The 22,644-nt window shown below is 63.2% G+C and carries 20 protein-coding genes; 13 read left to right on the forward strand and 7 right to left on the reverse strand.

The window, feature by feature from the left end; all coding sequences use genetic code 11:
- Nucleotides 1–25 precede the first annotated feature (25 nt).
- Complete coding sequence (locus O3301_RS27105; RefSeq protein WP_034778841.1) at nucleotides 26–340, forward strand: NAD(P) transhydrogenase subunit alpha; 315 nt, start codon at nucleotides 26–28, stop codon at nucleotides 338–340.
- Nucleotides 341–348: 8 nt separating this feature from the next.
- A complete protein-coding gene (locus O3301_RS27110; protein WP_099666245.1) occupies nucleotides 349–1,803 on the forward strand; it encodes an NAD(P)(+) transhydrogenase (Re/Si-specific) subunit beta in 1,455 nt (484 codons plus the stop codon).
- Nucleotides 1,804–1,848: 45 nt separating this feature from the next.
- On the opposite strand, the gene O3301_RS27115 is transcribed toward O3301_RS27110, so the two are convergent.
- The 5 genes from O3301_RS27115 to O3301_RS27135 form a co-directional block, all read right to left on the reverse strand.
- On the reverse strand, nucleotides 1,849–2,802 hold the full coding sequence (locus tag O3301_RS27115; RefSeq protein ID WP_077408800.1) for a sensor domain-containing diguanylate cyclase: 954 nt from the start codon (nucleotides 2,800–2,802) through the stop codon (nucleotides 1,849–1,851).
- A 115-nt stretch (nucleotides 2,803–2,917) separates the two neighbouring features.
- Entirely contained in the window at nucleotides 2,918–4,060 is a 1,143-nt protein-coding gene (locus tag O3301_RS27120) for an FAD-dependent monooxygenase (protein ID WP_289917748.1), read from the reverse strand.
- 9 nt (nucleotides 4,061–4,069) lie between these two features.
- The gene (gene pepP, locus O3301_RS27125) at nucleotides 4,070–5,392 is read right to left on the reverse strand and encodes a Xaa-Pro aminopeptidase (protein WP_305058048.1); all 1,323 of its coding nucleotides are present in this window, start codon (nucleotides 5,390–5,392) and stop codon (nucleotides 4,070–4,072) included.
- Nucleotides 5,392–6,111, reverse strand: coding sequence for an N-acetylmuramate alpha-1-phosphate uridylyltransferase MurU (murU, locus tag O3301_RS27130; RefSeq protein ID WP_305057996.1), 720 nt, complete (start codon nucleotides 6,109–6,111; stop codon nucleotides 5,392–5,394). Before murU ends, pepP begins: the two co-directional genes overlap by 1 nt.
- A 198-nt stretch (nucleotides 6,112–6,309) precedes the next feature.
- On the reverse strand, nucleotides 6,310–7,377 hold the full coding sequence (locus O3301_RS27135) for an aminoglycoside phosphotransferase family protein (protein WP_305057997.1): 1,068 nt from the start codon (nucleotides 7,375–7,377) through the stop codon (nucleotides 6,310–6,312).
- Between the two features lie 99 nt (nucleotides 7,378–7,476).
- Between O3301_RS27135 and O3301_RS27140 the strand changes: the two genes are divergently transcribed.
- From O3301_RS27140 to rsmA, 4 genes are all read left to right on the forward strand, one after another.
- Nucleotides 7,477–9,714, forward strand: a complete 2,238-nt coding sequence (locus tag O3301_RS27140) for an LPS-assembly protein LptD (protein ID WP_289907287.1) — start codon at nucleotides 7,477–7,479, stop codon at nucleotides 9,712–9,714.
- Between the two features lie 103 nt (nucleotides 9,715–9,817).
- A complete protein-coding gene (locus O3301_RS27145) occupies nucleotides 9,818–11,206 on the forward strand; it encodes a peptidylprolyl isomerase (protein WP_305057998.1) in 1,389 nt (462 codons plus the stop codon).
- A 19-nt stretch (nucleotides 11,207–11,225) separates the two neighbouring features.
- A complete protein-coding gene (gene pdxA, locus O3301_RS27150) occupies nucleotides 11,226–12,275 on the forward strand; it encodes a 4-hydroxythreonine-4-phosphate dehydrogenase PdxA (protein ID WP_305057999.1) in 1,050 nt (349 codons plus the stop codon).
- A 52-nt stretch (nucleotides 12,276–12,327) separates the two neighbouring features.
- The gene (gene rsmA / locus O3301_RS27155; RefSeq protein WP_076573213.1) at nucleotides 12,328–13,107 is read left to right on the forward strand and encodes a 16S rRNA (adenine(1518)-N(6)/adenine(1519)-N(6))-dimethyltransferase RsmA; all 780 of its coding nucleotides are present in this window, start codon (nucleotides 12,328–12,330) and stop codon (nucleotides 13,105–13,107) included.
- Between the two features lie 14 nt (nucleotides 13,108–13,121).
- On the opposite strand, the gene O3301_RS27160 is transcribed toward rsmA, so the two are convergent.
- Nucleotides 13,122–14,039: a LysR family transcriptional regulator gene (locus O3301_RS27160; protein WP_034778821.1), complete on the reverse strand. Its 918-nt coding sequence runs from the start codon at nucleotides 14,037–14,039 to the stop codon at nucleotides 13,122–13,124.
- Nucleotides 14,040–14,265: 226 nt separating this feature from the next.
- On the opposite strand from O3301_RS27160, the gene O3301_RS27165 reads away from it, so the two are divergent.
- The 7 genes from O3301_RS27165 to O3301_RS27195 are packed head-to-tail and all read left to right on the forward strand — an operon-like array spanning nucleotide 14,266 to nucleotide 21,194.
- Nucleotides 14,266–15,387 (forward strand): porin, encoded by a 1,122-nt coding sequence (locus O3301_RS27165; RefSeq protein ID WP_369812246.1) that lies wholly within the window; start codon nucleotides 14,266–14,268, stop codon nucleotides 15,385–15,387.
- 57 nt (nucleotides 15,388–15,444) lie between these two features.
- Nucleotides 15,445–16,467 (forward strand): ABC transporter substrate-binding protein, encoded by a 1,023-nt coding sequence (locus O3301_RS27170; RefSeq protein ID WP_289912733.1) that lies wholly within the window; start codon nucleotides 15,445–15,447, stop codon nucleotides 16,465–16,467.
- A 21-nt stretch (nucleotides 16,468–16,488) separates the two neighbouring features.
- Entirely contained in the window at nucleotides 16,489–17,328 is an 840-nt protein-coding gene (locus O3301_RS27175) for an ABC transporter permease (protein ID WP_099666257.1), read from the forward strand.
- On the forward strand, nucleotides 17,325–18,104 hold the full coding sequence (locus O3301_RS27180; protein ID WP_305058000.1) for an ABC transporter permease: 780 nt from the start codon (nucleotides 17,325–17,327) through the stop codon (nucleotides 18,102–18,104). Before O3301_RS27175 ends, O3301_RS27180 begins: the two co-directional genes overlap by 4 nt.
- 13 nt (nucleotides 18,105–18,117) lie before the next feature.
- The gene (locus O3301_RS27185; RefSeq protein WP_099666258.1) at nucleotides 18,118–19,149 is read left to right on the forward strand and encodes an ABC transporter ATP-binding protein; all 1,032 of its coding nucleotides are present in this window, start codon (nucleotides 18,118–18,120) and stop codon (nucleotides 19,147–19,149) included.
- Between the two features lie 19 nt (nucleotides 19,150–19,168).
- Entirely contained in the window at nucleotides 19,169–20,113 is a 945-nt protein-coding gene (locus O3301_RS27190; protein WP_305058001.1) for a nucleoside hydrolase, read from the forward strand.
- Nucleotides 20,114–20,138: 25 nt separating this feature from the next.
- A complete protein-coding gene (locus tag O3301_RS27195) occupies nucleotides 20,139–21,194 on the forward strand; it encodes an adenosine deaminase (protein WP_305058002.1) in 1,056 nt (351 codons plus the stop codon).
- A 1-nt stretch (nucleotide 21,195) separates the two neighbouring features.
- Here the strand turns inward: O3301_RS27195 and O3301_RS27200 are convergent, their stop codons facing one another.
- Nucleotides 21,196–22,578, reverse strand: coding sequence for a short-chain fatty acyl-CoA regulator family protein (locus O3301_RS27200; RefSeq protein ID WP_305058003.1), 1,383 nt, complete (start codon nucleotides 22,576–22,578; stop codon nucleotides 21,196–21,198).
- Nucleotides 22,579–22,644: the final 66 nt, after the last annotated feature.

Raw genomic sequence — 22,644 nt, forward strand, 5'->3', positions numbered from 1 at the left:
CGCGGCACCGGGAGAGAACCACATCATGGAAATCAGTCACACCATCATTAACCTGATCATCTTCGTGCTGGCCATTTATGTCGGCTACCACGTCGTCTGGACCGTCACGCCGGCGCTGCATACGCCGCTGATGGCCGTCACCAATGCCATTTCCGCCATCATCATCGTCGGCGCCATGCTGGCGGCCGGCCTGACGCAAGGCCCGCTGGCGCAGGCGGCCGGCACCCTGGCCGTGGCCCTGGCCGCCGTCAACGTGTTTGGCGGCTTCCTCGTCACGCAGCGCATGCTCGAGATGTTCCGTAAAAAAGAACCGAAAGCCAAGCAAGGAGCAAAAGAATGAGTCATGCCATGAGCTTCGTCACCCTGAACCTGGTGACGATGATGTACCTGATCGCCTCGGTGTGCTTCATCCAGGCCTTGAAAGGCCTGTCGTCGCCCTCGACGGCGCGCCGCGGCAATGCCTTCGGCATGAGCGGCATGGCCATTGCCGCCGTCACCACCGTGGCGCTGATCCTGAAACTGAAGGAGCAGCAAGCGGGCGGCATGGGCCTGACCCTCGTCATCATCGGCATCGTCACGGGCGGCGCCATCGGCGCCTACCTGGCGAAAACCGTGGAAATGACGAAGATGCCGGAACTGGTGGCGGCCATGCATTCGCTGATCGGCCTGGCGGCCGTGTGCATCGCCGTGGCGGCCGTCTCCGAGCCGTGGGCCTTCAATATCGCCAAACAGGGCGAGGCGCTGCCCATCGGTAACCGCTTCGAGCTGTTCATCGGCACCTTTGTCGGCGCCATCACCTTCTCCGGTTCGGTGATCGCCTTCGGCAAGCTGTCGGGCAAATACAAGTTTCGCCTGTTCCAGGGCGCGCCCGTCAGCTTCAAGGGCCAGCACATGCTCAACCTGGTGCTGGCGCTGGTGATGATCGCGCTGGGCCTGGTGTTCTGCTTTGCCGACGGCGCCGAGCCGGCCTGGACGCCGTTCATCGTCATGGCCGTCATCGCCTTTGCGCTGGGCGTGCTGATCATCATCCCCATCGGCGGCGCCGACATGCCGGTGGTCGTGTCCATGCTCAACAGCTACTCGGGCTGGGCCGCGGCCGGCATCGGTTTTTCGCTGAATAACTCGATGCTGATCATCGCCGGTTCGCTCGTCGGCTCGTCCGGTGCGATCCTGTCGTACATCATGTGCAAGGCCATGAACCGCTCGTTCTTCAACGTCATCCTCGGCGGCTTCGGCGGCGATGCGCCGGCCGCCGGCGTGGCGGGCGCGCAGGAACAGCGTCCCGTGAAATCCGGTTCGGCCGACGACGCCGCCTTCATCATGGGCAATGCGGAAACCGTCATCATCGTGCCCGGCTACGGCCTGGCCGTGGCGCGCGCGCAGCACTCGCTGAAAGAACTGGTGGAAAAGCTCACGCACAAGGGCGTGACCGTCAAGTATGCGATCCACCCCGTGGCGGGGCGCATGCCGGGCCACATGAACGTGCTGCTGGCCGAGGCGGAAGTGCCGTACGACCAGGTCTTCGAGATGGAAGACATCAACGGCGAATTCGGCCAGACGGACGTGGTGCTGGTGCTGGGCGCGAACGACGTGGTCAACCCGGCGGCGAAAGACCCGAAATCGTCGATCGCCGGCATGCCGATCCTGGAAGCCTACAAGGCCAAGAGCATCATTGTCAACAAGCGCTCGATGGCATCCGGCTATGCGGGCCTGGACAACGATTTGTTCTATCAGGCGAACACGATGATGGTGTTCGGCGACGCCAAGAAGGTGATCGAGGATATGGTGAAGGCAATCGAGTAAAGTCTCCCGGTGCAGGAGGAGCGGCCCGCCTTGCGCGGGCCGTTTTTATTGGCCGGCCGCTGCCGCGACGACCTGGTTGCGTCCCTGGTGCTTGGCGACATACAGGGCCTTGTCGGCATCCGACATGGCCGCATCCAGACTGGCGCCTTGCACCAGCGGCGCCACGCCGATACTGATGGTGACGTGCAGCGGGGAACCGTCGGGCAGCACGGTGACCGCCGCCGCCACGGCTGCGCGGATGCGTTCGGCCACCTGGTGTGCCTGCTGCAGGCTGGCGTCGGGGAACAGCAGGCCGAACTCCTCGCCGCCGAGGCGCGCCGCCACGTCGGTGATGCGTCCCGTGTCGCGCAGCGCCTGCGCCACCGTGCGCAGCACGGCGTCGCCCACGGCATGGCCATAGCGGTCGTTGATCTTCTTGAAGTGGTCGAGGTCGGCCACGCCCACGCTCAGGGCGGCGCCGCTGCGTGCCGCGCGCGCCATCGCCTGCTCGGCTTGCGCTTCATAGGCGCGCCGGTTCGGCAGCGACGTCAGCGCATCGTGCAGCGCCTGCTGTTCCAGCTGCGCCAGCAGGCTGGCGTTTTTCGCCGCCAGTTCGCGCCGTTCGCGCACGTCGAGCAAGAAGGCGCCGAAATAGCGCATGCCATCGACCACGCCCAGGTCCATCGCCTTCATTTCGATGGGGATCATTTGCGTGTCGCGGTGGCGGATGGCGAATTCGCGTATCTTGCCCAGCACACTGGAGGTGCGCGAGCTGCGGATGTAATTGAGCACGTGGTTGTCGTGCTGCGCGCCGACGGCGTCGGGCAGCAGGCCGTTCAGGGTCTGGCCCAGCAATTCCCCGCTGGCATAGCCCGACAGCGTTTGCATGGCGCCATTTATATAGCGGATGCGGCATTGCTCGTCGATGATGATGACGGCGTCGAGGGCGTCTTCCAGCAGGCGGGAAAAGAGGACTTCGGGAAGAGCGGCAGGCGGTGCTGCGGGCAATGCATCTGTCATGGAACGGTCGCCAAAAGCCAGGTGACAGCCATTGTCGCATCCGCGGGCCGTTTACTCCATGCCGGATCGCCCGCCTGTTTCTTTTTCGCCCGTGTTCTTTCCTTATTGCTAAGACTCAGCGGCGGCCGTACATCATCAGCTCGGCCAGCGTCTTGCGCGCAGGGGGAAATGCGTCCAGCAGGCCCAGCGACAGGCCCAGCAAGCCTTGCGTGGGTGCGCTGCCCGTGAAGATGCGCGCCATGGTGTCGGTGACGCGCACGGTCAGCCCCCGGTCGGCCTGGCGCAGGCTGGCGTAGCGTTCCAGCCCGGCCGGGCTGCTGTCCTGCGCCAGCACGCGGGCCAGCACGGCGGCGTCGCGCAAGCCAAGATTCAGGCCTTGTCCCGCCACCGGATGCAGGGTTTGCGCCGCATTGCCGATGGCGACCGTGCGCGCCGTGCCGCCCGCCTGGGCGTTCAGGCCCAGCGGATAGGCCAGGCGCGGCGTCGTGTGGGTAAACCGCCCCAGGCGGCTGCCGAAGGCGGCGCCCAGGCGCGCCAGGAAGGTTACCTCGTCGAGCGCCAGCAACTGTTCCGCGCGCGTGGGCGGCACGCACCAGACCAGCGCGTAGCCGTCGTCCTGCGGCAGCAGGGCCAGCGGCCCTTCATCGGTGAAGCGCTCGTACGCGCGGTGGGCGACGGGATCGCTGGTACGCACGTGGGCAATGATGGCGCTTTGACCATAATCGCGGCTGACGGCGCGTTCCGGCTGCTGGCCGAACAGGCCGCCCTCGGCCTGCACCAGCAGGCTGGCGCGCAAGCTCGAGGCGGCGCCCTCCTGTTCCAGCTGCACGCTGACGCCATCGGCGTCTTCCACGCTGCCCGTCACCAGGGCCGGGCGCAAACTGGCCACGCCCAGGCGTTCGCACACGTCGGCCAGCGCGCTGACGACGGCGCCGTAACGGGCCACATAGCCGAGCGCCTCGACGCCATGCTCGCCGCGGTCCATCAGGCTGCGCCCGAACTTGCCGCGCCGCGAAACGTGAATCTGGTGAATCGGGGTCGCCGCCACGGGCCAGGCGCCCGCTTCCTCGAGAATCTGGCGGCTGCCGTGCGACAGGGCGATGGTGCGCGGATCGCGCCTGGCTTGGTCGAGGGATTTGGCGTCGAGCAGGGCGATGCCGGCGGCGCAGCTGCCGCGCTGCACCAGCAGGGCGGCCAGCGCCATGCCGACGGGGCCGGCGCCGCAGATGGCGAGATCGAAAGTGGACGGTGTATGCATGCGGCGGCGTTAATCCTGTGACATCAGTTGTTCGATTTCAGCGACGCCCTTGGGCGCCGTGCTGAAGACTTCATGGCCTTGCGGCGTGACCAGCACATCGTCTTCGATGCGGATGCCGGTATGCCAGAACTGCTCCGGCACGCCCGCGCCGGGGCGCACATAGATGCCCGGTTCCACCGTCAGCACCATGCCCGGTGCCAAAGCGCGCCATGGCTTGCCGGGCGCGTCCGTGTCGCGGTAGGCGCCCACGTCGTGCACGTCCATGCCCAGCCAGTGGCTGGTGCCGTGCATGTAGAAGGGCATATACGCCTTGTCGGCGATGACGTCCTGCGCGCTGCCGCTTTTCTGCCGGTCCAGCAAACCCAGGTCCAGCATGCCCTGCGCCAGCACCTGCACGGCCGCCTCGTGGATGGCGCTGTGCGGCAAGCCGGGGCGGACCATATCCAGCGACGCCTGTTGCGCGGCCAGCACCAGTTCATACAGGGCCCGCTGCGGGCCGCTGAAACGGCCGTTGACGGGCCAGGTGCGCGTGATGTCGGAGGCGTAGCCATCGAGTTCGCAGCCGGCGTCGATCAGTACCAGCTCGCCGTCCTGTAATACCGCGTTGTTGGCGCTGTAATGCAGGATGCAGGCGTTGTCGCCGCCGGCCACGATGGAGGAATACGCGGGGAATTGCGCGCCGCTGCGCCGGAATTCGTACAGCAGCTCCGCTTCCAGCGCGTATTCGTGCATGCCGGGCCGTGTGGCGCGCATGGCGCGCGCGTGGGCCGCGCTGGAAATGGCGGCCGCGCGGCGCATCAACTGCTGTTCCTGCGTGTCTTTCAGCAGGCGCATGGCGTCGAGCATGCCATGGATGTCATGCGCGATGGCGGGCGCCGTGACGCCGCTGCGGGCCTTTTGCCGCACGTTGTGCCGCCAGACCTTGACCTGCGCATCGAGGCTGCCGCCCAGCGCATAGTAGATGGCGGGGACGTCGGCCAGCAGGCGCGTCATTTCCACGTCGAGTTCCTCGATGGGGAAGGCGGCGTCGAAGCCGAAGCTGGCGCGCGCCGCCTCGGGGCCGTGGCGGAAACCGTCCCAGATTTCGCGCTCCGTATTCTTGGCGCGGCAAAACAGGATGGCGCGCGCCGGCGCCGTGGCGCTGGCGGCCACGAGGGCCACGGCGCTGTCGGGTTCCGTAAAGCCGCTCAGGTAATAGAAATAGCTGTCGTGGCGGTACGGATAATCGCAATCGCTGTTGCGCGGCACTTCGGGCGCCGTGGCGAGGATGGCCACGCTGCCCGGCAGCATCTGCGCCAGCAGCGCCGCGCGCCGTGCCGCGTAGTTGGCCATCATGTTGCGCTGGCCTTGGCCGTGACGCCGTTGAGGGCGTCGAGCTGTGCCGGCGTGCCCACATTCGTCCATTCGCCCGGATAGACTTCGCCCCCCACGCGGCCCTGGTCCGCGTACTGGCGTAGCAAATCGCCCAGTTTGGCGTGGCTGCCGGGCGCGATGCCGTCGAACATCTCGGGACGGTACACGCCGATGTTGGCGAAGGTCCACTTGGTGTCGTCCGTATTGTTGATCGCGAACAAGGTCAGGCCGAAGTCGCCTGTGGGATGGAAGTCGGGATTGGGCACCAGGTACGTCCAGGCGATGTCGCGCTGGTCGGCCGGATACGGCGTGCCCAGCACGTCCTTGTCGGCCAGCACGTCGAGTACTTGCGTGAAATCAAAGTAGGGGCAATAGATGTCGCCGGAAATGGCGAGGAATGGCTCCTCGCCCAGCAGGTGGCGCGCCTGGGCGATGCCGCCCGCCGTTTCCAGCGGCGTGCTCTCGGGCGAATAGGCGATGCGCGCGCCATACGCGCTGCCGTCGCCCAGGGTTTCCTCGATCAGGTGGCCCAGGTGGGAATGGTTGATGACGATGTCCGTGATGCCGGCGCGCACCAGGTTCAGCACATGCCAGACGATCAGTGGACGGCCGCGCACTTTCAGCAGCGGTTTGGGACAGGTATCGGTAAGCGGACGCATCCGTTCACCGCGGCCTGCGGCAAAGATCATGGCTTTCATGGGTAGGACTCGTTTTCTGTTTTGTTCGGTAATTGTTGCGTGGCGTGAGCCGCACAATAAGTTAATTCTGCAGTAGCGACACCTGACAAAACCGTAGCGAGCGGCAGTGCTTTGTGGCCGAGAAGCGCAACCGTACTGTAGTACGGTGAGCATCGCCGGCCGCAAAGCGCGACGCGCAGTAGGTTTTGGCGGGTGTCATCAGAAGGTATAGCCGACTTGCGGCGTCTTATTCTCCAGGGCATCGAGCAGACGCACCAGCGGCTTGAGTTCCGTATAGCGGTTGGCCGTCTTGCGTACGTAGTCGAGCACGGTTGGCAGGTCGCCCATGTACAGATCCTTGCCGTCGCGGTAATTCAGGCGCGCGAACAGGCCGAGGATTTTCAAATGGCGCTGCAGGGCCGTGAATTCGAAATCGCGGTAGAAGGCGTCGATGTCGGGATTGACTGGCAAGCCCAGCTGCTTGGCGCGCTGCCAGTAGCGGATCACCCAGTCGAGCACCAGTTCTTCGTCCCACTGGAGATACGCATCGCGCAGCAGCGAGGCGATGTCGTAGGTGACGGGGCCGAAGACGGCGTCCTGGAAATCGAGAATGCCGGGATTGGGAATCGAGCCATCGTTGATGTGCATCAAATTGCGCGAATGGTAGTCGCGGTGCATGAAAACTTGCTGCTGCGACAAGATATTCGCCGTGATGGCTTCGAAGACCTTGTCCAGCTGGGTTTGTTGCACATCCGTCAAGGTGGCGCCCAGGTGCTTGCCGATGAACCATTCCGGGAACAAATTCATTTCGCGCAGGATGAAGGCGCGGTCGAATTCGGGCAAGACGTCCGGCTGGCTGGCCAGCTGGATTTTCATCAGCGACTCGAGCGCTTCCGCGTACAGCACGCTGGCATTGTCGTGGTTCAGGGCGTCGAGGTAGGTGGTCGTGCCCAGGTCGGAGAGCAGCAGGAAGCCATTGTCCAGGTCTTGCGCGATGATCTCGGGCACGGACACGCCGGCGCCTTTCAGCAAGCCGGCCACCTTGACGAAGGCGGGCACGTTTTCGCGCTCGGGCGGCGCATCCATGGCAATCAATGTACTTCCTGACAATGTTGTATTGCCTGGCAGCACATCGAGACGGTAGTAGCGGCGGAAGCTCGCATCGCTGGAAGCGGGGCGGGCGGAATCGGGCGCTACGAGGTTCAGCGGGGCCAACCAGGCTTTCAACAGGGTCAGGCGAGCGTCGGCGGAGGCCGGCGCGGCAGGGGAATTGGGGGAGAATGACATTAAGCGGCCTGTGGAATCGGGTTGATGGTGCAGATTCCCATATAATAAGGGATTCAAATCAAAAAATCGCCTGTCAATGGTGCTTGCCCCTTCCAATTCATGAGCTGGTTTTCGGCCTCCCCCCCTTCGCAGCGCTGGGCTTTCGCCATCAGCGCGCTTGTCGCCGCCACGACGGTGCCTGTCCACGCCCAGAAAGCGCCGCGTCCGGTTCATGTGGAAGATCCCGACGCGCCCACCGTCATGACGGCAAACAGCATGAAGGGACGCCCCGAAAGGGAGCTCAATCTCGATCAAAATGTCGTGATCGAGCGCGGAAAAACCACAAAAATGACGGCCGATACAGCTTGTTACAAACAAGTTGAAGATGAGTTCGACGCCGAGGGCCATATCAAGATGTGGCGTTTCGGCGATTACTACACGGGCGACGTCCTGAAGCTGAACATGGAGACCGGCAAGGGTTTCCTGCTCAACCCGACATACCGCTTCGAAGTGGGCGGCGGCCAGGGCAAGGCCGAACGCGTCGACTTCATCAACCCCGACGAAGCCAATGTCATCGACGGTACCTACAGTACCTGCGAAGGGCCGAATCCGGACTGGTACCTGAAATCGAGCACCTTGAACCTCGATACGGGCCGCGACGTGGGCACCGGCAGCAAGACCATCATCTATTTCAAGGACGTGCCGATCCTGGGCACGCCGGGCATCTCGTTTTCGCTGTCGGGCGCGCGCCGCTCGGGCTGGCTGGCGCCCACGCCGGGCTTTGCCTCGAAGAACGGTTTCGAGCTGCTGATGCCGTACTACCTGAACATTGCGCCGAACCGCGACCTGACCCTGTACCCGCGCTACATCCAGCGGCGCGGCATCCAGCTCGGTGCGACGGGCCGCTACATGGGCGAAACGGATGCCGGCCTGTACCAGGGCGAAACGTCGTTTGAATTCTTGCCTAACGACAAGCAAACCAAGACCAACCGCTACATGATCAAGTCCAAGCATGAGCAGGCGCTGGCCAAGGGCTGGAGTTACAGCTGGGATTTGCGCGAAGCGTCCGACAATAATTACCCGAACGATTTTTCGAAAACCGTCGCCACCGCCACCGAGCGCCAGTTGCTGCGCGAATTGCGCACCGATTACCGCACCGAGGACTGGAGCCTGACGGCGCGCGTGCAGAATTACCAAGTGCTGCAGGATCCCGATCCCACGGTGACCGTGTCGCGTCCGTATGACCGCTTGCCGGCGGTGAACTTCCACGCTGGCAAATATGACGTCTGGGGCGGCTTCGACTGGACCTTCGACGCGGAAGCGACGCGCTTCGCGCACCCGACCCTGGTGCAAGGGTCGCGCCTCGTGGCTGTGCCGCAAGTGAGTTTCCCCATCATGCGCCCTGGCTACTTCATCACGCCCAAGCTGATGCTCAATGCCAGTGCTTATCAGCTTGATAATGACGCCAGGACCAAGGCGCTGTTCCCGACGACCTCGTTTACACGCGCCGTGCCGACCTTCTCGGTCGACAGCGGCCTGGTGTTTGAACGCGACACGAATCTGTTTGGCGCCAAGGGCGGCACGCAAACCCTGGAGCCGCGCCTGTTCTACGTCTACACGCCGTACCGCGACCAGACGCAGTTTCCGAATTTCGATACGGCCGACGGCACCTTCAACCTGACGCAGATCTTCACGGAAAACCGTTTCGTCGGCAGCGACCGTATCGGCGACGCCAATCAGGTCACGGCCGCCCTGGTATCGCGCTTCCTGCAGGCGGATGGCACGGAGCGCATGCGGCTGACCTTCGGCCAGCGTTTCTATTTTGCCGACCAGCGCGTGCAGCTCAATTCGACCACGCCCGTCAACCAGTCGCGCTCGGATATCCTGCTGGCCGCAACGGGCCGCGTGTCCGAGACTTGGACCGCCGACAGCCTGGTGCAGTACAATCCCAGCGATCGCCGCTTGATGAGCTATAACTACACCTTGCAATATCAGCCAGGCGCCAAGAAAGTATTGAATTTCAGCAATCGTTTCCAGCGCGGCAGTTTGCGCAATGCGGAAGTGTCGACGCAATGGCCGTTGACGGACCGCCTGTATGGCGTGGGACGCATCAGTTACTCCATCAAGGATCGCAGCATGCTGGAAAGCCTGATCGGCCTGGAATACAAGGGCGACTGCTGGGTGTTCCGCATGGGCGCGCAGCGTTTCGTGACGACGTCCAATACCGTTTCGACGCCGATCTTCTTCCAGCTGGAATTGACGGGCTTGTCGAATGGCCTGGGCCTGGGCGCGAATGGCCTGGAAACTTTTACAAAAACCATCCCTGGTTACCAGACACTGAGCCAGCCACTCCGTTAAGATAGGCACCGTTGCCGCCGCCGGTGTTCCCGGCGCTGGCACAAACCGGTTTTTTTATTCACCTGAACTCATGAGCGCTCTACACATTATGCGTAATGCCAGTATGCACCAACTCAAAATTGCAACGGTTTTGTTGTGCGCCATTTCCGGCGCCACGACCAGTAGTGTCTGGGCGCAACAGGCTGCGTCAGCGCCTGTCGCCAAGCCCGCCGCCGCGGCACCGGCCAAGGGGTTCACACCACCGGCCTCGAGCAGTGGCCAGACCATCGACTCCATCGCCGTCGTCGTCAATGACGAGGTGATTACGCGCAATGAAGTGGCGGCCCGGATCAAGAGCGTGGAGCAGCGCATGAAGGCGCAGAACGTGCCCTTGCCCGATCCTGCCGACCTGCGTCGTCAATTGCTGGAGCGCATGATTGTCGAGCGCGCCCAAATGCAGCTGGCCAAGGAAATGGGCGTGCGCGTGGACGACCTGACCCTGGACCGCGCGATTGGCCGTATTGCTGAACAGCAAAAAATGACGGTACAGGAACTGCGCAACCAGATGGAAAAGGAAGGCACGCCGTTTGCGACTTTCCGCGAAGAAATCCGCGATGAAATCATCATGCAGCGCCTGCGCGAGCATGAAGTCGACGCCAAGATCCAGATTTCCGATTCCGAAGTGGATAACTTCCTGGAAGCGGAAAAAGCGGCCGCCAGCGAACAGGTGGAACTGAACCTGGCGCAGATTCTCGTGCGCATTCCGGAAAATTCCAGCCCCGAACAGATCGCCGCACGCCGCGCGCGCGCCGAAGAAGTCAGCCGCCAGTTGCGCACGGGCGCCGATTTCGCCAAGATGGCCGCCACCTATTCCGACGCCAGCGATGCGCTGAGCGGCGGCGATATCGGCTGGCGCCATAGCGACCGCGTGCCGCCCCTGTTCACGGAACAGTTGCTGAAACTGAAGCCGGGCCAGATCACGCCTATCATCAAGAGCAACACCGGTTTCCACATCCTCAAGCTGGTGGACCGCCGCAGCGCGGCCGAAGCGCAAGCCGTCGCTGCCGTGCAGCAGACGCATGCGCGCCATATCTTGCTGAAAGTAACACCGACCTTGTCGGCTGCCGAAGCCAAGCGCAAATTGCTGGAATTGAAAGAGCGTCTCGATAACAAGGCCGCCAAGTTCGAAGACCTGGCCCGCTTGTTCTCGAACGACGGTTCCGCGGCCAAGGGCGGCGACCTGGGCTGGCTGTATCCAGGCGACACCGTGCCGGAATTTGAAACGGCGATGAATGCGTTGAAACCGGGCGAAGTGAGCGAGCCGATCGAATCGAGCTTTGGCTTCCACCTGATCGAAGTGCTGGAACGCAAGAGCGATGACGTCTCGAAAGAGAAGCAGCGCGCCGCCGCGCGCAATGCCTTGCGCGAACGCAAGCTGGAAGAAGCGACGGAAAACTGGGCGCGCGAAGTGCGCGACCGTGCCTACGTCGAATTCCGCGCGGACGACCAGTAATGCTGCTGATTCATTGCGCATGAGTAACTTGCCCCTTGCACGCCGCCCGGCCATCGCCATCACTTGTGGCGAACCGGCCGGTGTCGGCCCGGAAATCTCCATACGCGCGGCCTGGGCCATGCGCAATGAAGTCAACTGCATCCTGCTGGGCGACGCCGCCTTCCTGGCGCTGACGGCCAGCCTGATCGACCCGGACATCCGCCTGGCGGCGCTGTCGCTGCAAGCCGTGCGCAACAGCGGCTTGCCCCAGTTCGGACCGGGCCGCCTGGCCGTGATCGATATTCCCACCGTCAACAATGTCATCCCCGGCGTGCTGGACAAGGAAAACGGGCGCTCCGTGCTCGCTACCCTGGACGCGGCCGTGGAAGGTATCCAGGCCGGCTGGTTTGGCGCCATGGTCACGGCACCCTTGCAAAAGAGCACGATCAACGACGCCGGCGCGGCCTTTTCCGGCCATACGGAATACCTGGCAGAAAAAACCGATACGCCGCAGGTGGTGATGATGCTGGCCGGCGAACCCGGCCATGGCGAACCGACCCTGCGCGTGGCGCTGGCCACCACGCATCTGCCCTTGAAGGACGTGTCCGCCGCCATCACGCTGGACAGCCTGGCCGTCACCCTGGACATTATCCAGCGCGACCTGCAACAGAAATTCGGCATCGCCGCGCCACGCATCCTGGTGACCGGCCTGAACCCACACGCGGGCGAGGGCGGCTACCTGGGACGCGAGGAAATCGATGTCATCGCTCCGGCGATTGCCGCGGCGCAAGCGCGCGGCATCGATGCGCGCGGACCGTATCCGGCCGACACCTTGTTCCAGCACAAATACCTGGCCGATGCCGATTGCGTGCTGGCCATGTACCACGACCAGGGCTTGCCCGTGCTGAAATATGCGACCTTCGGGCGCGGCATCAATGTCACGCTGGGCTTGCCGCTGATCCGCACCTCGGTCGACCATGGCACGGCGCTGGACCTGGCCGCGCAAGGGCTGGGGCTGGCGGATGGACACAGCATGGAGCAAGCCCTGCAAACGGCGCTCGCCATGCTGCGCGCCAGCACCCGCGCCTGACCGCCCACCGGTTTTACCCCGCTACACCGCCTCTAGAATAGAAAAACAGAATATGAAACACGTTGCCCGCAAACGCTTTGGCCAGAACTTCCTGCATGACCGCTTCGTCCTCGACGACATCACGGCTGCCATCGCGCCGCAGGCGGACGATGCCATGGTCGAGATCGGCCCCGGCCTGGGCGCCATGACGGAGCAGCTGCTGCGCCATTTGAAACAGATGCATGTGGTCGAGCTGGACCGCGACCTGATCGTGCGCCTGGAAAAGACCTTCAATCCCGCCAAGCTGACGATCCACTCGGGCGATGCGCTGAAGTTTGATTTCGCGCAAATTCCCGTGCCGGCCGGCCAGAAGCTGCGCATCGTGGGCAACTTGCCATACAACATCTCCAGCCCGCTGCTGTTCCACCTGGCGGACTTCGCGCCGCTGGTGCAGGACCAGCATTTCATGCTGCAAAAGGAAGTCGTCGAGCGCATGGTGGCCGAGCCGGGCAGCAAGGCGTATGGCCGTTTGTCCGTGATGCTGCAATGGCGCTATGACATGTCGTTGCTGTTCATCGTGCCGCCGACGGCCTTCGACCCGCCGCCGAAAGTGGAATCGGCCATCGTGCGCATGATCCCCGTGGCCGAGCGCCTGGCGTGCGACCAGGCGACCCTGGAAGCGGTGGTCATGAAAGCTTTCTCGCAGCGCCGCAAGGTGATCCGCAACTGCCTGGCCGGGATGTTTACGGAAGAGCAGATCAAGGCGGCCGGCATCGACCCGACCCTGCGTCCGGAAACCGTGGGCCTGGAGCAGTATGTTGCCCTGGCGAACTTGCTGAAGGCGCCGGCCTAAGCCCCCGGTTTAACTCAAAACCACTGGTCGACCTGTTGCAGATCTTGCCGCAACGCTGAAAAGCAATCGTCGACATGGTGGTTGCGGCTGATTTCATTGCGCCGCATCAAGGCGATCTTGCGCTTGCACGTAGGCTGGCGCAGCGGCGCCACGTGCAAGTCCTCGTCGTTGAGGAAAGTCGTGTACAGGCTGGGCATGATGCCCACGGCGATGCCGGCGCGCACCACGCCATACAGCGACTCGCTGTGGATCATCTGGTACAGGCTCGACGGACTCAAGCCATGCTGGCGCAGCGCGCTCGAGGCGAACTCCCAGATGCTGCCCTTGGTAAACACGACGATTTCCTGTCCCGCCAACTGTTCCCAGCGCACTTCCTTGAGCGGCGCCAGCGCATGGCGTCCCGCCGTCACCAGCACCAGCTCGTCTTCGAACAGGCCCACGCTTTCCAGCGACACGGAGCCGGGCACCTCGATGCCTACGCAAAAGTCCAGCTGGCCCGAATGCAGCGCGTGCAGCAAGCCATCGTTGGGCATGTCCGACAGGACGATTTCCACTTCATCGCCATGCTGTTCGCAGTAGCGCGCCACCACCACGGCCGTCATCGCCATGGCCGAGGGGATGGCGCCGATGCGGATGCGGTGGCGGCCGCTGCCGATGGCGCGCTGGATATCGGCAAAGGTATTGCTCGCCGTATTCAATAAATGCGTGGCGTAATCGAGCGCCAGCTTGCCTTCGCGCGTCAGTTCCAGCTGGTGGGTTGTGCGGTTAAACAACTTTTTTCCCAGTTGATTTTCCAGCAGCTTGATCGACGCGCTGAGGGCCGGCTGGGTCACGCACAATTCCTGTGCAGCCTTGCTGAAGCTGTTTACCCGGGCTAAGGTGGCAAACGCTTGCAAATGTCGTAAGGAAATCTTCTTGCTCAACTCATGCATGGTTTTGCTTATTAGAAAAAGTAATGGATTTATAAAAATAAACAAATTTTCTTATCCCGCAATTTACCATATTCTGGACTGGTCTTTACTTGTCTTGAATGCAACAACATTCGGGAGAAGAGCCTGGAATGCGGCGCCGGCACTTGCGGCGGTGCGCCAGGCAAGGGACGCATCAATAAAATAATTCCAAAAAAACTCAGGGTTTATTCTTTTTAGGGCGGCGGCGATGAACAAATGGATGACGGGAACGATGGTAGTTGGGGGCTTGCTGGCGGCGCAGGGCGCGGCGCAGGCGCAGGCGCAAAGCAGCGTGCAAGTGTATGGCTTGCTGTCGGCCGGTATCGGCTATGTATCGGATGAGGGTAACGGCAGCCGCACGCATGCGCTGAGCGGCACGAACCAGAATCCCCGCATCGGTTTCCGCGGCCAGGAAGACCTGGGCAACGGCACCAAGGCCGTCTTCGCGCTGGAAAACGGTTTTAACGTCATGACGGGTACGGCCTCGCAAAGCGGCCGTCTGTTCGGTCGCCAGTCGTATGTGGGCCTGTCGAGCAACGACAAGGGCACCCTGACCCTGGGCCGCCAGTACGAAGCCGTCAAGGACTTGCTGGGTCCGGTGGTCATCGCCAGTAACGGCGTGCACATCGGCGACAACGACAATGGCTACAACAACCTGCGCGTGCAAAATGCCGTCAAGTACGTCAGCCCGAACATCAGCAACCTGTCGTTTACGGGTTTGTACGGTTTCAGCGAAAACCCGGAAGATTCCAACCGCAACCGCGTCTACAGCATGGGCGCCGGCTACAAAGTCGATGCCTTCAGCTGGGCCGTCGCCTACACCAAGATGGATCGCCCGAACAGCCCGGACGCGCCGAATGGCGCCATCGGCAATGACTATGGCAGCTCCCTGTTGATCTTCAACAAGAGCGCCGTCAAGGGCGCGGGCGTGGACAGCCAGGCCATCGCCGGCACGGGAGGCTTTTATAATGTGGGCAGGACCAAGTTCGGCGCGCTGTACACCAACGTGCGCTACCACTACCTGGACCAGAGCAACCTGACCTTGCAAAACGTGGACTTGAACGTGAACCACAAGCTGACGGAAGCGTTGAACCTGGGCGCGTCGTATTTCTTTACCACTGGTAAATATGACGTGATCAACAAGACGCCGAAATGGCATCAGGTCAACTTCCAGGCCGATTACTTCCTGTCCAAGCGCACCGATGTCGCCATCACCTGGAGCTACCAGAAAGCGGCCGGCGATGCGACGTTCGCGCGCGTGTTCGGCTTTGGCGCCTCGGGCGGCAAGACGCAAAGCGTGTTGATCGTCGGCATGCGACATTATTTCTGAGTCTGATTCATCTTTACAGGCGCTGTCCCGCAGCGCCGTCCCCTGAAAGGAAGCATCTTGAAAAAGCACCTCATGTTGGCGTTGAGCCTAGGCTTGCTGGCCAACGCCGCCCACGCGGAAAAACGCGAGCTGGTCATTTCGGCCTACCCGATTGCCCAGCCCTTGTTCATGAAGTATGTGTACGAGCCGTTCAAGGCCAAATGCGGTTGCGATATCAAGGTGGAAACGGGGAATAACGCGGACCGCATCGCCAAGCTGGTGGTGCACAGCAAGAACCCGGTGATCGACCTGGTCTTGCTGTCCGATTCCGGCATGCTGGAAGCGGCGCAAAAGGGCGTGATCCAGCCCATGGATTACTCCAAGCTGAGCAATTACAAAGCCCTGTATGACGTGGCGAAAAACCCCATCGGCGGCAACTACGCCGTCGGCTACACCCTGTATTCCGTGGGCCTGGTGTACCGCAGCGACAAGATCGCCCCGCTGACGTCCTGGAAGGACCTGTGGCGCCCTGAACTGAAGGGCCGCGTGGCCTTCCCCGACGTGAGCACCACGCAGGGCCCGTTGATGCTGCGCATGGCCGATGCGGCCTGGGGCGGCAAGACGGACGATTACGCCACCGGCTTTGCGAAGATCGTCGGCATGAAGGGCAACGTCGTCACGTTCTCGAAAAACAGCGCGCAGCTGGCCGCCCTGTTTGCCCAGGATGAAATCTGGGCCGCGCCCGTGGCGCGCTTCACCTGGTCGCAAATGCTCAAGACGGGCTTGCCCCTGAAATGGAGCATCCCGGCCGAAGGCCAGGCGGCAGGCATGAACGTGATGGGCATCGTTGCCGGCTCGAAGAATGCGGACCTGGCATACCAGCTGATGGATTTCTGGCTGTCCAAGGAAGTGCAGACGCAGCTGGCGACCAACCTGGTCGACTCGCCCGTCAACAAGGACGTGCGCCTGTCCGTGGCCGCCGCGCAATTCAACACCTATGGCGCCGACCAGATCAATTCGCTGAAATTCGTCAAACCGGAAACCATCATCAAGCAGCGCAGCAACTGGATGACGCAGTGGAACAAGGCCATGAGCAAATAGTGGTGACGAGGAGAAAACACCATGTTTGCTGATCCAAAAAAGCGCCTGGGACTGCTGCTGGTCCTGCCGGCGCTGATCTTTATCGTTGTCTGCTTCCTGCTGCCCGTCCTGGCCTTGCTGGTCGACGCCTTCCGCGTCGGCGACGGCATGCAGTGGGGCGTGGACCGCTTCGTCGAATTCTTTTCGCAAGAGTTCAACCGCACCATCTTCTGGCGCACGCTACGCATCGCCGCGCTGGTGACGCTCGCTTCCATCATCCTCGGCTACCCGGCCGCGCAAGCCGTGGCGCGCGTGTCGCCGAAGTGGCGCGGCCTGGTGGTGGGCATGATGATCCTGCCGCTGATGGTCTCGCCGATCGCGCGTACCTACGCCTGGATCGTGCTGCTGGGCCGCAACGGCGCCGTCAACGCGGCGCTGGTCAACATGGGCTTGACGGAAGAGCCGCTGCGCCTGCTGTTCAGCGAGTTCGCCGTGTTTGTCGGCCTGCTGCAACTGCTGCTGCCGCTGATGCTGATGTCGCTGGCGGGCGCGCTGGAAAACCTGCCGCGCGACGTGGAACCGGCTGCCGCCACCCTGGGCGCCAATCCATGGCAAGTATTCTGCAAGGTCACCCTGCCGCTGACGCAGGAAGGCCTGGTCGTCGGCGGCACCCTGGTGTTTACGGGCTGCGTGACGGCCTATGTGACGCCGGCCCTGCTGGGCGGCACCAAGGTGCTGATGCTGGAAACCCTGCTGTACCAAAAGGTCAGCGTGGAGAGCGATTTCGGCGCGGCGAACGTCATCGCCGTCATCCTCGTCTGCATGACCTTGCTGGTGAATGCCGGCCTTAAACGTATTTCCTCGAGCCGGAGTTCCGTATGAAAGAAAGCCTGTTTTCACGTGCCGTTTTATGGCTGGTATTCCTGTTCCTGCTGGGGCCTTTCGCCATCGTCGTGCTGGCCGGTTTTTCCGGCGGCGAAACCCTGGCGTTCCCGCCCGAGTCGTATTCGCTGCGCTGGATTCTTGAAGTGTGGTCGGCGCCCGAGTTCCGCCGCGCCTTCCAGACCAGCCTGGAAATCGGCCTGATCGCCACCGTCATCGCGCTGTTGCTGGGCATTCCCGTCGCGTATGCGTTTTCGCGCATGCCGCCGCCGGGCATCGGCGCCATCCGGCAGATACTGACGTCGCCGCTGATCATTCCCGCCATCCTCGTGGGCCTGGGCTTGCTGCACCACCTGGTCCTGACCATCAATGCGCCCGTCTACGTTGGACTCTTGATCGGCCATATCGCGCTGCTGATTCCGTACTCGGTGCGCGTCGTGTACGCCAGCCTGGTGAACTTGCGCGTCGATATCGAGGATGCCGCCATCACGCTGGGCGCGTCGCGTTTGCGCGCGTTCTTCATGATCGTGCTGCCGAATATCCGCAACGCCGTGATCGCCGCCTTCTTCCTCGCCTTCGTCACCTCGTTCAACCAGGTGCCCGTCTCGCTGCTCTTGACGGGCCCGGGCATCAGTACCTTGCCGATCGAGATGCTGGGGCATATGGAAAACAGCTTCGATCCGTCGATCGCTGCCCTGTCGACCTTGCTGGTCTTGTTCACCATGGCCTTCGTGATGGTGACCGAGAAGGTGCTGGGCATTTCTAAATACATGTAAGAGGCAACACACCATGAGTTATCTGGAACTGCACAAGCTGAACCTCGGCTACGCCAAGAACACGACGTCCGTGAAAGACCTGGACCTGCACGTCGAGCAGGGCGAACTGATTTCCCTGCTGGGCCCTAGCGGCTGCGGCAAGACCACCACCATGCGCGCCATCGCCGGCCTGATGCCGCTGCAGTCGGGTCGCATCGTGCTCGACGGCCGCGAAATCGGCAAGCTGGCGCCGAACAAGCGCAATATCGGCATGGTCTTCCAGTCGTACGCGCTGTTCCCGCACTTGAATGTATACGACAACATCGCTTTCGGTTTGCGCTTGCGCAAGGTCGCGCCAGCTTTGCTGAAAACGAAGGTGGAAGCGGTGATCGCCGCCGTCGGCCTGACAGGGTTTGAAACGCGCTTGCCGGCGCAGATGTCCGGCGGCCAGCAGCAGCGCGTGGCGCTGGCGCGCGCCATCGTCGTCGAGCCGGCCCTGCTGCTGCTCGACGAACCGCTGTCGAACCTGGACGCCAAGCTGCGCGTGCAGATGCGCGCCGAACTGCGCCGTATCCAGCGCGAGCTGGGCATCACCATGCTGTATGTCACGCATGACCAGGAAGAAGCGCTGGCCCTGTCCGACCGCATCGTCGTCATGAATGGCGGGCGCATCGAGCAATTGGCCGCGCCGGAAGCCGTCTTCAATACGCCGTCGACGCGCTTCGTTGCCAACTTCATGGGCTTCGAGAACCTGTTCGACTACCGCGACGGCGCGCTGCACCACGCGGGCGCCAGCTTGCCTTACACGTCGCCCGTCGCGGCCGGCACCACGGTGCTGGGCTGGCGTCCGGACAAGGTGCGCGTCTGCGCGCCCGACGACGCAGCGGGCCAGTATCCGGGTACCGTGCTGGCACGGGGCTTCCTGGGCGACACCGTCGAATACCTGCTGCAAACGCCGCTGGGCCAGGTCAAAGGCATTTGCGCGGCCGGTGGCGCCGCCTGGCGCGAAGGCACGGCCGTCTCCTTCGTGCTGCCGTCCGACAGCGCCCTGTGGCTGGGCGCGTAATTTCTTACTGGAAAGCATCATGACCCAATCCTTGAAAAAGATCTGGCTCGATACCGATCCCGGTTTCGACGACTGGCTGACGATGTTGCTCTTGGGCAGCAATCCCGATATCGAGTGGCTGGGCGTGAGCGTGGTGGCGGGCAATGCGCCCGTCGATATCACCTACGACAACGCCTTGCGCATCAAGGCCCATGATGGTTTGACGGTGCCGATCTACCGCGGCTGCGAAGAGCCGCTGGCCGGCGTCATCGAAACGGCGCAGCGCATCCTCGGCGACAGCGGCATGCCGACGACGGGCGAGATCCTGCCGCCCGGTGCCGCCAGCGACGCTGCCGGCCACGCCGTCGACGCGCTGATCGCCGCCGTGCGCAAGTATCCTGGCCAGATCACCATCATGGCGATCGCGCCGATGACCAACCTGGCGACGGCCTTGAGCCGAGCGCCGGACATCGCGGAAAAAATCGTCGAAATCATCCTGATGGGCGGCTCGACCGACCAGGGCAACCACACGGCGGCGGCGGAATTCAACATCTATGCGGACCCGGAAGCGGCCGCCCAGGTCTTCCAGGCCGGCATCCCGCTGCGCATGTTCGGCTTGAACCTGTGCCGCCAGCTGCTGGTGACAAACGTGGAAGTGGAGCAGCTGCGCGCCATCGGCACGCCGCGCGCGCAGCGTCTGGCCGGCTACCTGGAAGCGTATGTGCGCATCCGCAGTGCCGACGGTTCCGTGCCCATGCCCATGTACGACCCCGTGGTGGCGCTGTACCTGGAAGCGCCGCAGCTGTTCCAGTTCCAGAGCGCCCACGTGGCCATCGAATTGACGGGCGAACTGACGCGCGGCATGACGGTGTGCGAATTCCGCGTGCCGCGCCGCGCACCGATCAACACGCAAGTGGCGATGCTGGCCGACGGCCCGGCCGCCATCGAGCGCCTGATGCGCCGCCTGGCCGCCATTCTCGTCTGACCCACTTCACTACGAAACGAGCTTCATGTCTAATTCCCCCCTGAGCATCGAACAGTTTTTACGCGCCATGCCGAAAGTGGAGCTGCATTGCCACCTGTTCGGCACGGTGCGGCAAGCCACTTTCCGTGCGCTGGCCGCCAAGACGGGCAATGTCGTCACTCCCGAGGAAATCGACGCGTTTTACACGCGCGGCGACAAGCCCGTCGGCGTGCTGCGCGTGCTGCGCGCGCTCGACGCGCACCTGATCGTCTCGCCGACGGACCTGTATTGCCTCGCCTACGAATACCTGGAAGACGTGCATGGCCACGGCGTGCGCTACGCGGAATTCTTTTGGAACCCCACCGGCACCGTGCGCGTGTCGGGCATCCGCTATGACGCGGCGCAAGACGCCATCGTGGCCGCCATCCGCGACGCGCAGCGCGATTTCGGCGTGATCGGCCGCCTGATCCCCAGCATCGACCGCGAAGCGAGTCCCGCCGAAGCCGTGCAGATGGTGGAATGGATGAAGGCTTACCGCGCGCCGGAAGTCATCGGCATCGGCATCGATTACCGCGAAAACGACCGCCCGCCAGAACTCTTCATCGAAGCTTACCGCGCCGCGCGCGAGGCCGGCTTCAAGTGCACGGCGCACGCGGGCGAATTCGGCATGCCGTGGATGAACGTGGAGACGGCCATCGAGCAGTTGCAGGTGGACCGGGTCGACCATGGCTACACGATTGTTGATAATCCTCAATTGGCGCAGCGCTGCGTGGAGCGGGGCCTCGTATTTACGGTCGTGCCGACCAATTCCTACTATCTGCGCACCCTGGCGCCCGAACGCTGGGCACTCGATCACCCGATCCGCGCCATGGCCAAGCTGGGCCTGAAACTGCATCCGAACACGGACGACCCGACCCTGCACCACGTGACGCCGACGGGCGCCTGGATGATGATGCGGGAGTTCGGCTTCGGCCTGGACGACATGCGCGGCTTCATGCTCAATGGCCTGGACGCGGCCTGGATCGATGAGAGCACGCGGCGCGACTGGCGCGCGGAATTTGCGCGCGAATTCGACGCGCTGCGCGCCCGGCTCGTCGAGTAAGTCAGGCGGACGCTGGCGGCGGTGCCAGCAGCGATGGAAACGCCCGCTGCGGGCAGCTTTGGCGCTCGCACACCTTGCAGCCCGTGCCGATGGGCGTGGCGCTGGTGGGGTCGTGCAAATCGAGTCCCTTCGAATAGATCAGCCGGTGCGCCTGCGAGATGTCGCAGCCCAGCGCCACGGCAAAGGTCTTGCCCGGTGCCCGGAAGCCCGGCGACGCCGTGCTGACCTGGCGCGCGATCCACAGATAGGTGCAGCCGTCGGGCATGCTGGCCACCTGCGTCAGTACCTGTCCCGGATGGCTGAAGGCGTCGTAGACGATCCACAGCGGACACGTGCCGCCCACCCTGGAAAAATGGAAGTCCGTGGCCGACTGGCGCTTCGAGACATTGCCGGCCCGGTCGACGCGCACAAAGAAAAACGGCAGTCCCGCCGCCTCGGGGCGCTGCATGGTGCTCAGGCGGTGGCATACGGCTTCGAAACCCACGCCAAACTGGTGCGCCAGGCGCTCGATATCGTAGGCGCGCGTTTCCGCTGCCTGCAGGAAGCGCTGGTAGGGCATCAGCAGGGCGCCGGCGAAATAATTGGAAAAGGCCAGGCGCGCACTCGTTTGCGCGGCCGCGCCGGAGAAACCTGCCGCCAGCACGAGGGCGTCGATCAGCTCGCTGTGCTCGAGCAGGCTGATCTGCGCCGCCATCTGGAACGCGCGCTGGCCGCCCGTCAGGGTGTCGGGCAGCCACAAGATGTGTTGCTGGGCATCGTAGCGGTGCTTGCGCACCATGCCCGCGTCGCCATCGGATAGTTGCACCTGGATGCCGTGGCGTTCCAGCAGACGCCCTTGCAGCGCGTCGAGCTTGCGCAGGGATGGATCGAGTTCGCCCGCCACGCTTTCCGCCGCCCGGTCCAGCTCGTCGATGTAATTTTGCCGCCGGTTCAGGTATTCGCGCACTTCCTCGTCCGTGGACGGCGCCGCCGAACTGGCGCCGCGGCTGCCATCGTCGAGGCGCGCGGCCAGCGTGTCGGCCCGTTCCGCCATCACCCGGTAGCGCCGCTGCAGCAGCAAAATCGAGCGGGCCAGTTCCGGCATGTTTTCCACCAGCATTTTGAGTTCCGCCATCGAGGTGGGCGGCGCGTCGGGCAATTCGCCGAACACGTCGCGCACGTCGGCCACCAGGCTGGCGCTGTCGTGTTCGGAAAAGATTTGCGGATCGACCCCCAGCACGCTGCCGATGCGCAGCAAAATCGGCACCGTCAGCGGGCGCTGGTTGCGCTCCATCTGGTTCAGGTAGCTGGGCGAGATGCCCAGGGACTTGGCCAGCGCCACCTGCGTCATGCGCCGTTCCTCGCGCAGGCGCTGCAGGCGCACGCCCATGAAAACCTTTGCCATCGCGCTTCTCCTTCCCCGGTTTGTGGAGTCTGCAAATTTACAATCTTTGCAGATTAACAGATTCAT

It is taken from the genome of Janthinobacterium sp. SUN211, from assembly GCF_030587315.1.
Lineage (GTDB): Bacteria > Pseudomonadota > Gammaproteobacteria > Burkholderiales > Burkholderiaceae_D > Janthinobacterium > Janthinobacterium kumbetense.

Excerpts from the sequence above, each read along its gene's own strand:
- O3301_RS27105 (WP_034778841.1), top strand. The coding sequence starts at position 26 with ATGGAAATCAGTCACACCATCATTAACCTGATCATCTTCGTGCTGGCC.
- O3301_RS27110 (WP_099666245.1), top strand. The coding sequence starts at position 349 with ATGAGCTTCGTCACCCTGAACCTGGTGACGATGATGTACCTGATCGCC.
- O3301_RS27115 (WP_077408800.1), bottom strand. The coding sequence starts at position 2,802 with ATGACAGATGCATTGCCCGCAGCACCGCCTGCCGCTCTTCCCGAAGTC.
- O3301_RS27120 (WP_289917748.1), bottom strand. The coding sequence starts at position 4,060 with ATGCATACACCGTCCACTTTCGATCTCGCCATCTGCGGCGCCGGCCCC.
- pepP (WP_305058048.1), bottom strand. The coding sequence starts at position 5,392 with ATGGCCAACTACGCGGCACGGCGCGCGGCGCTGCTGGCGCAGATGCTG.
- murU (WP_305057996.1), bottom strand. The coding sequence starts at position 6,111 with ATGAAAGCCATGATCTTTGCCGCAGGCCGCGGTGAACGGATGCGTCCG.
- O3301_RS27135 (WP_305057997.1), bottom strand. The coding sequence starts at position 7,377 with ATGTCATTCTCCCCCAATTCCCCTGCCGCGCCGGCCTCCGCCGACGCT.
- O3301_RS27140 (WP_289907287.1), top strand. The coding sequence starts at position 7,477 with ATGAGCTGGTTTTCGGCCTCCCCCCCTTCGCAGCGCTGGGCTTTCGCC.
- O3301_RS27145 (WP_305057998.1), top strand. The coding sequence starts at position 9,818 with ATGCACCAACTCAAAATTGCAACGGTTTTGTTGTGCGCCATTTCCGGC.
- pdxA (WP_305057999.1), top strand. The coding sequence starts at position 11,226 with ATGAGTAACTTGCCCCTTGCACGCCGCCCGGCCATCGCCATCACTTGT.
- rsmA (WP_076573213.1), top strand. The coding sequence starts at position 12,328 with ATGAAACACGTTGCCCGCAAACGCTTTGGCCAGAACTTCCTGCATGAC.
- O3301_RS27160 (WP_034778821.1), bottom strand. The coding sequence starts at position 14,039 with ATGCATGAGTTGAGCAAGAAGATTTCCTTACGACATTTGCAAGCGTTT.
- O3301_RS27165 (WP_369812246.1), top strand. The coding sequence starts at position 14,266 with ATGAACAAATGGATGACGGGAACGATGGTAGTTGGGGGCTTGCTGGCG.
- O3301_RS27175 (WP_099666257.1), top strand. The coding sequence starts at position 16,489 with ATGTTTGCTGATCCAAAAAAGCGCCTGGGACTGCTGCTGGTCCTGCCG.
- O3301_RS27180 (WP_305058000.1), top strand. The coding sequence starts at position 17,325 with ATGAAAGAAAGCCTGTTTTCACGTGCCGTTTTATGGCTGGTATTCCTG.
- O3301_RS27185 (WP_099666258.1), top strand. The coding sequence starts at position 18,118 with ATGAGTTATCTGGAACTGCACAAGCTGAACCTCGGCTACGCCAAGAAC.
- O3301_RS27190 (WP_305058001.1), top strand. The coding sequence starts at position 19,169 with ATGACCCAATCCTTGAAAAAGATCTGGCTCGATACCGATCCCGGTTTC.
- O3301_RS27195 (WP_305058002.1), top strand. The coding sequence starts at position 20,139 with ATGTCTAATTCCCCCCTGAGCATCGAACAGTTTTTACGCGCCATGCCG.
- O3301_RS27200 (WP_305058003.1), bottom strand. The coding sequence starts at position 22,578 with ATGGCAAAGGTTTTCATGGGCGTGCGCCTGCAGCGCCTGCGCGAGGAA.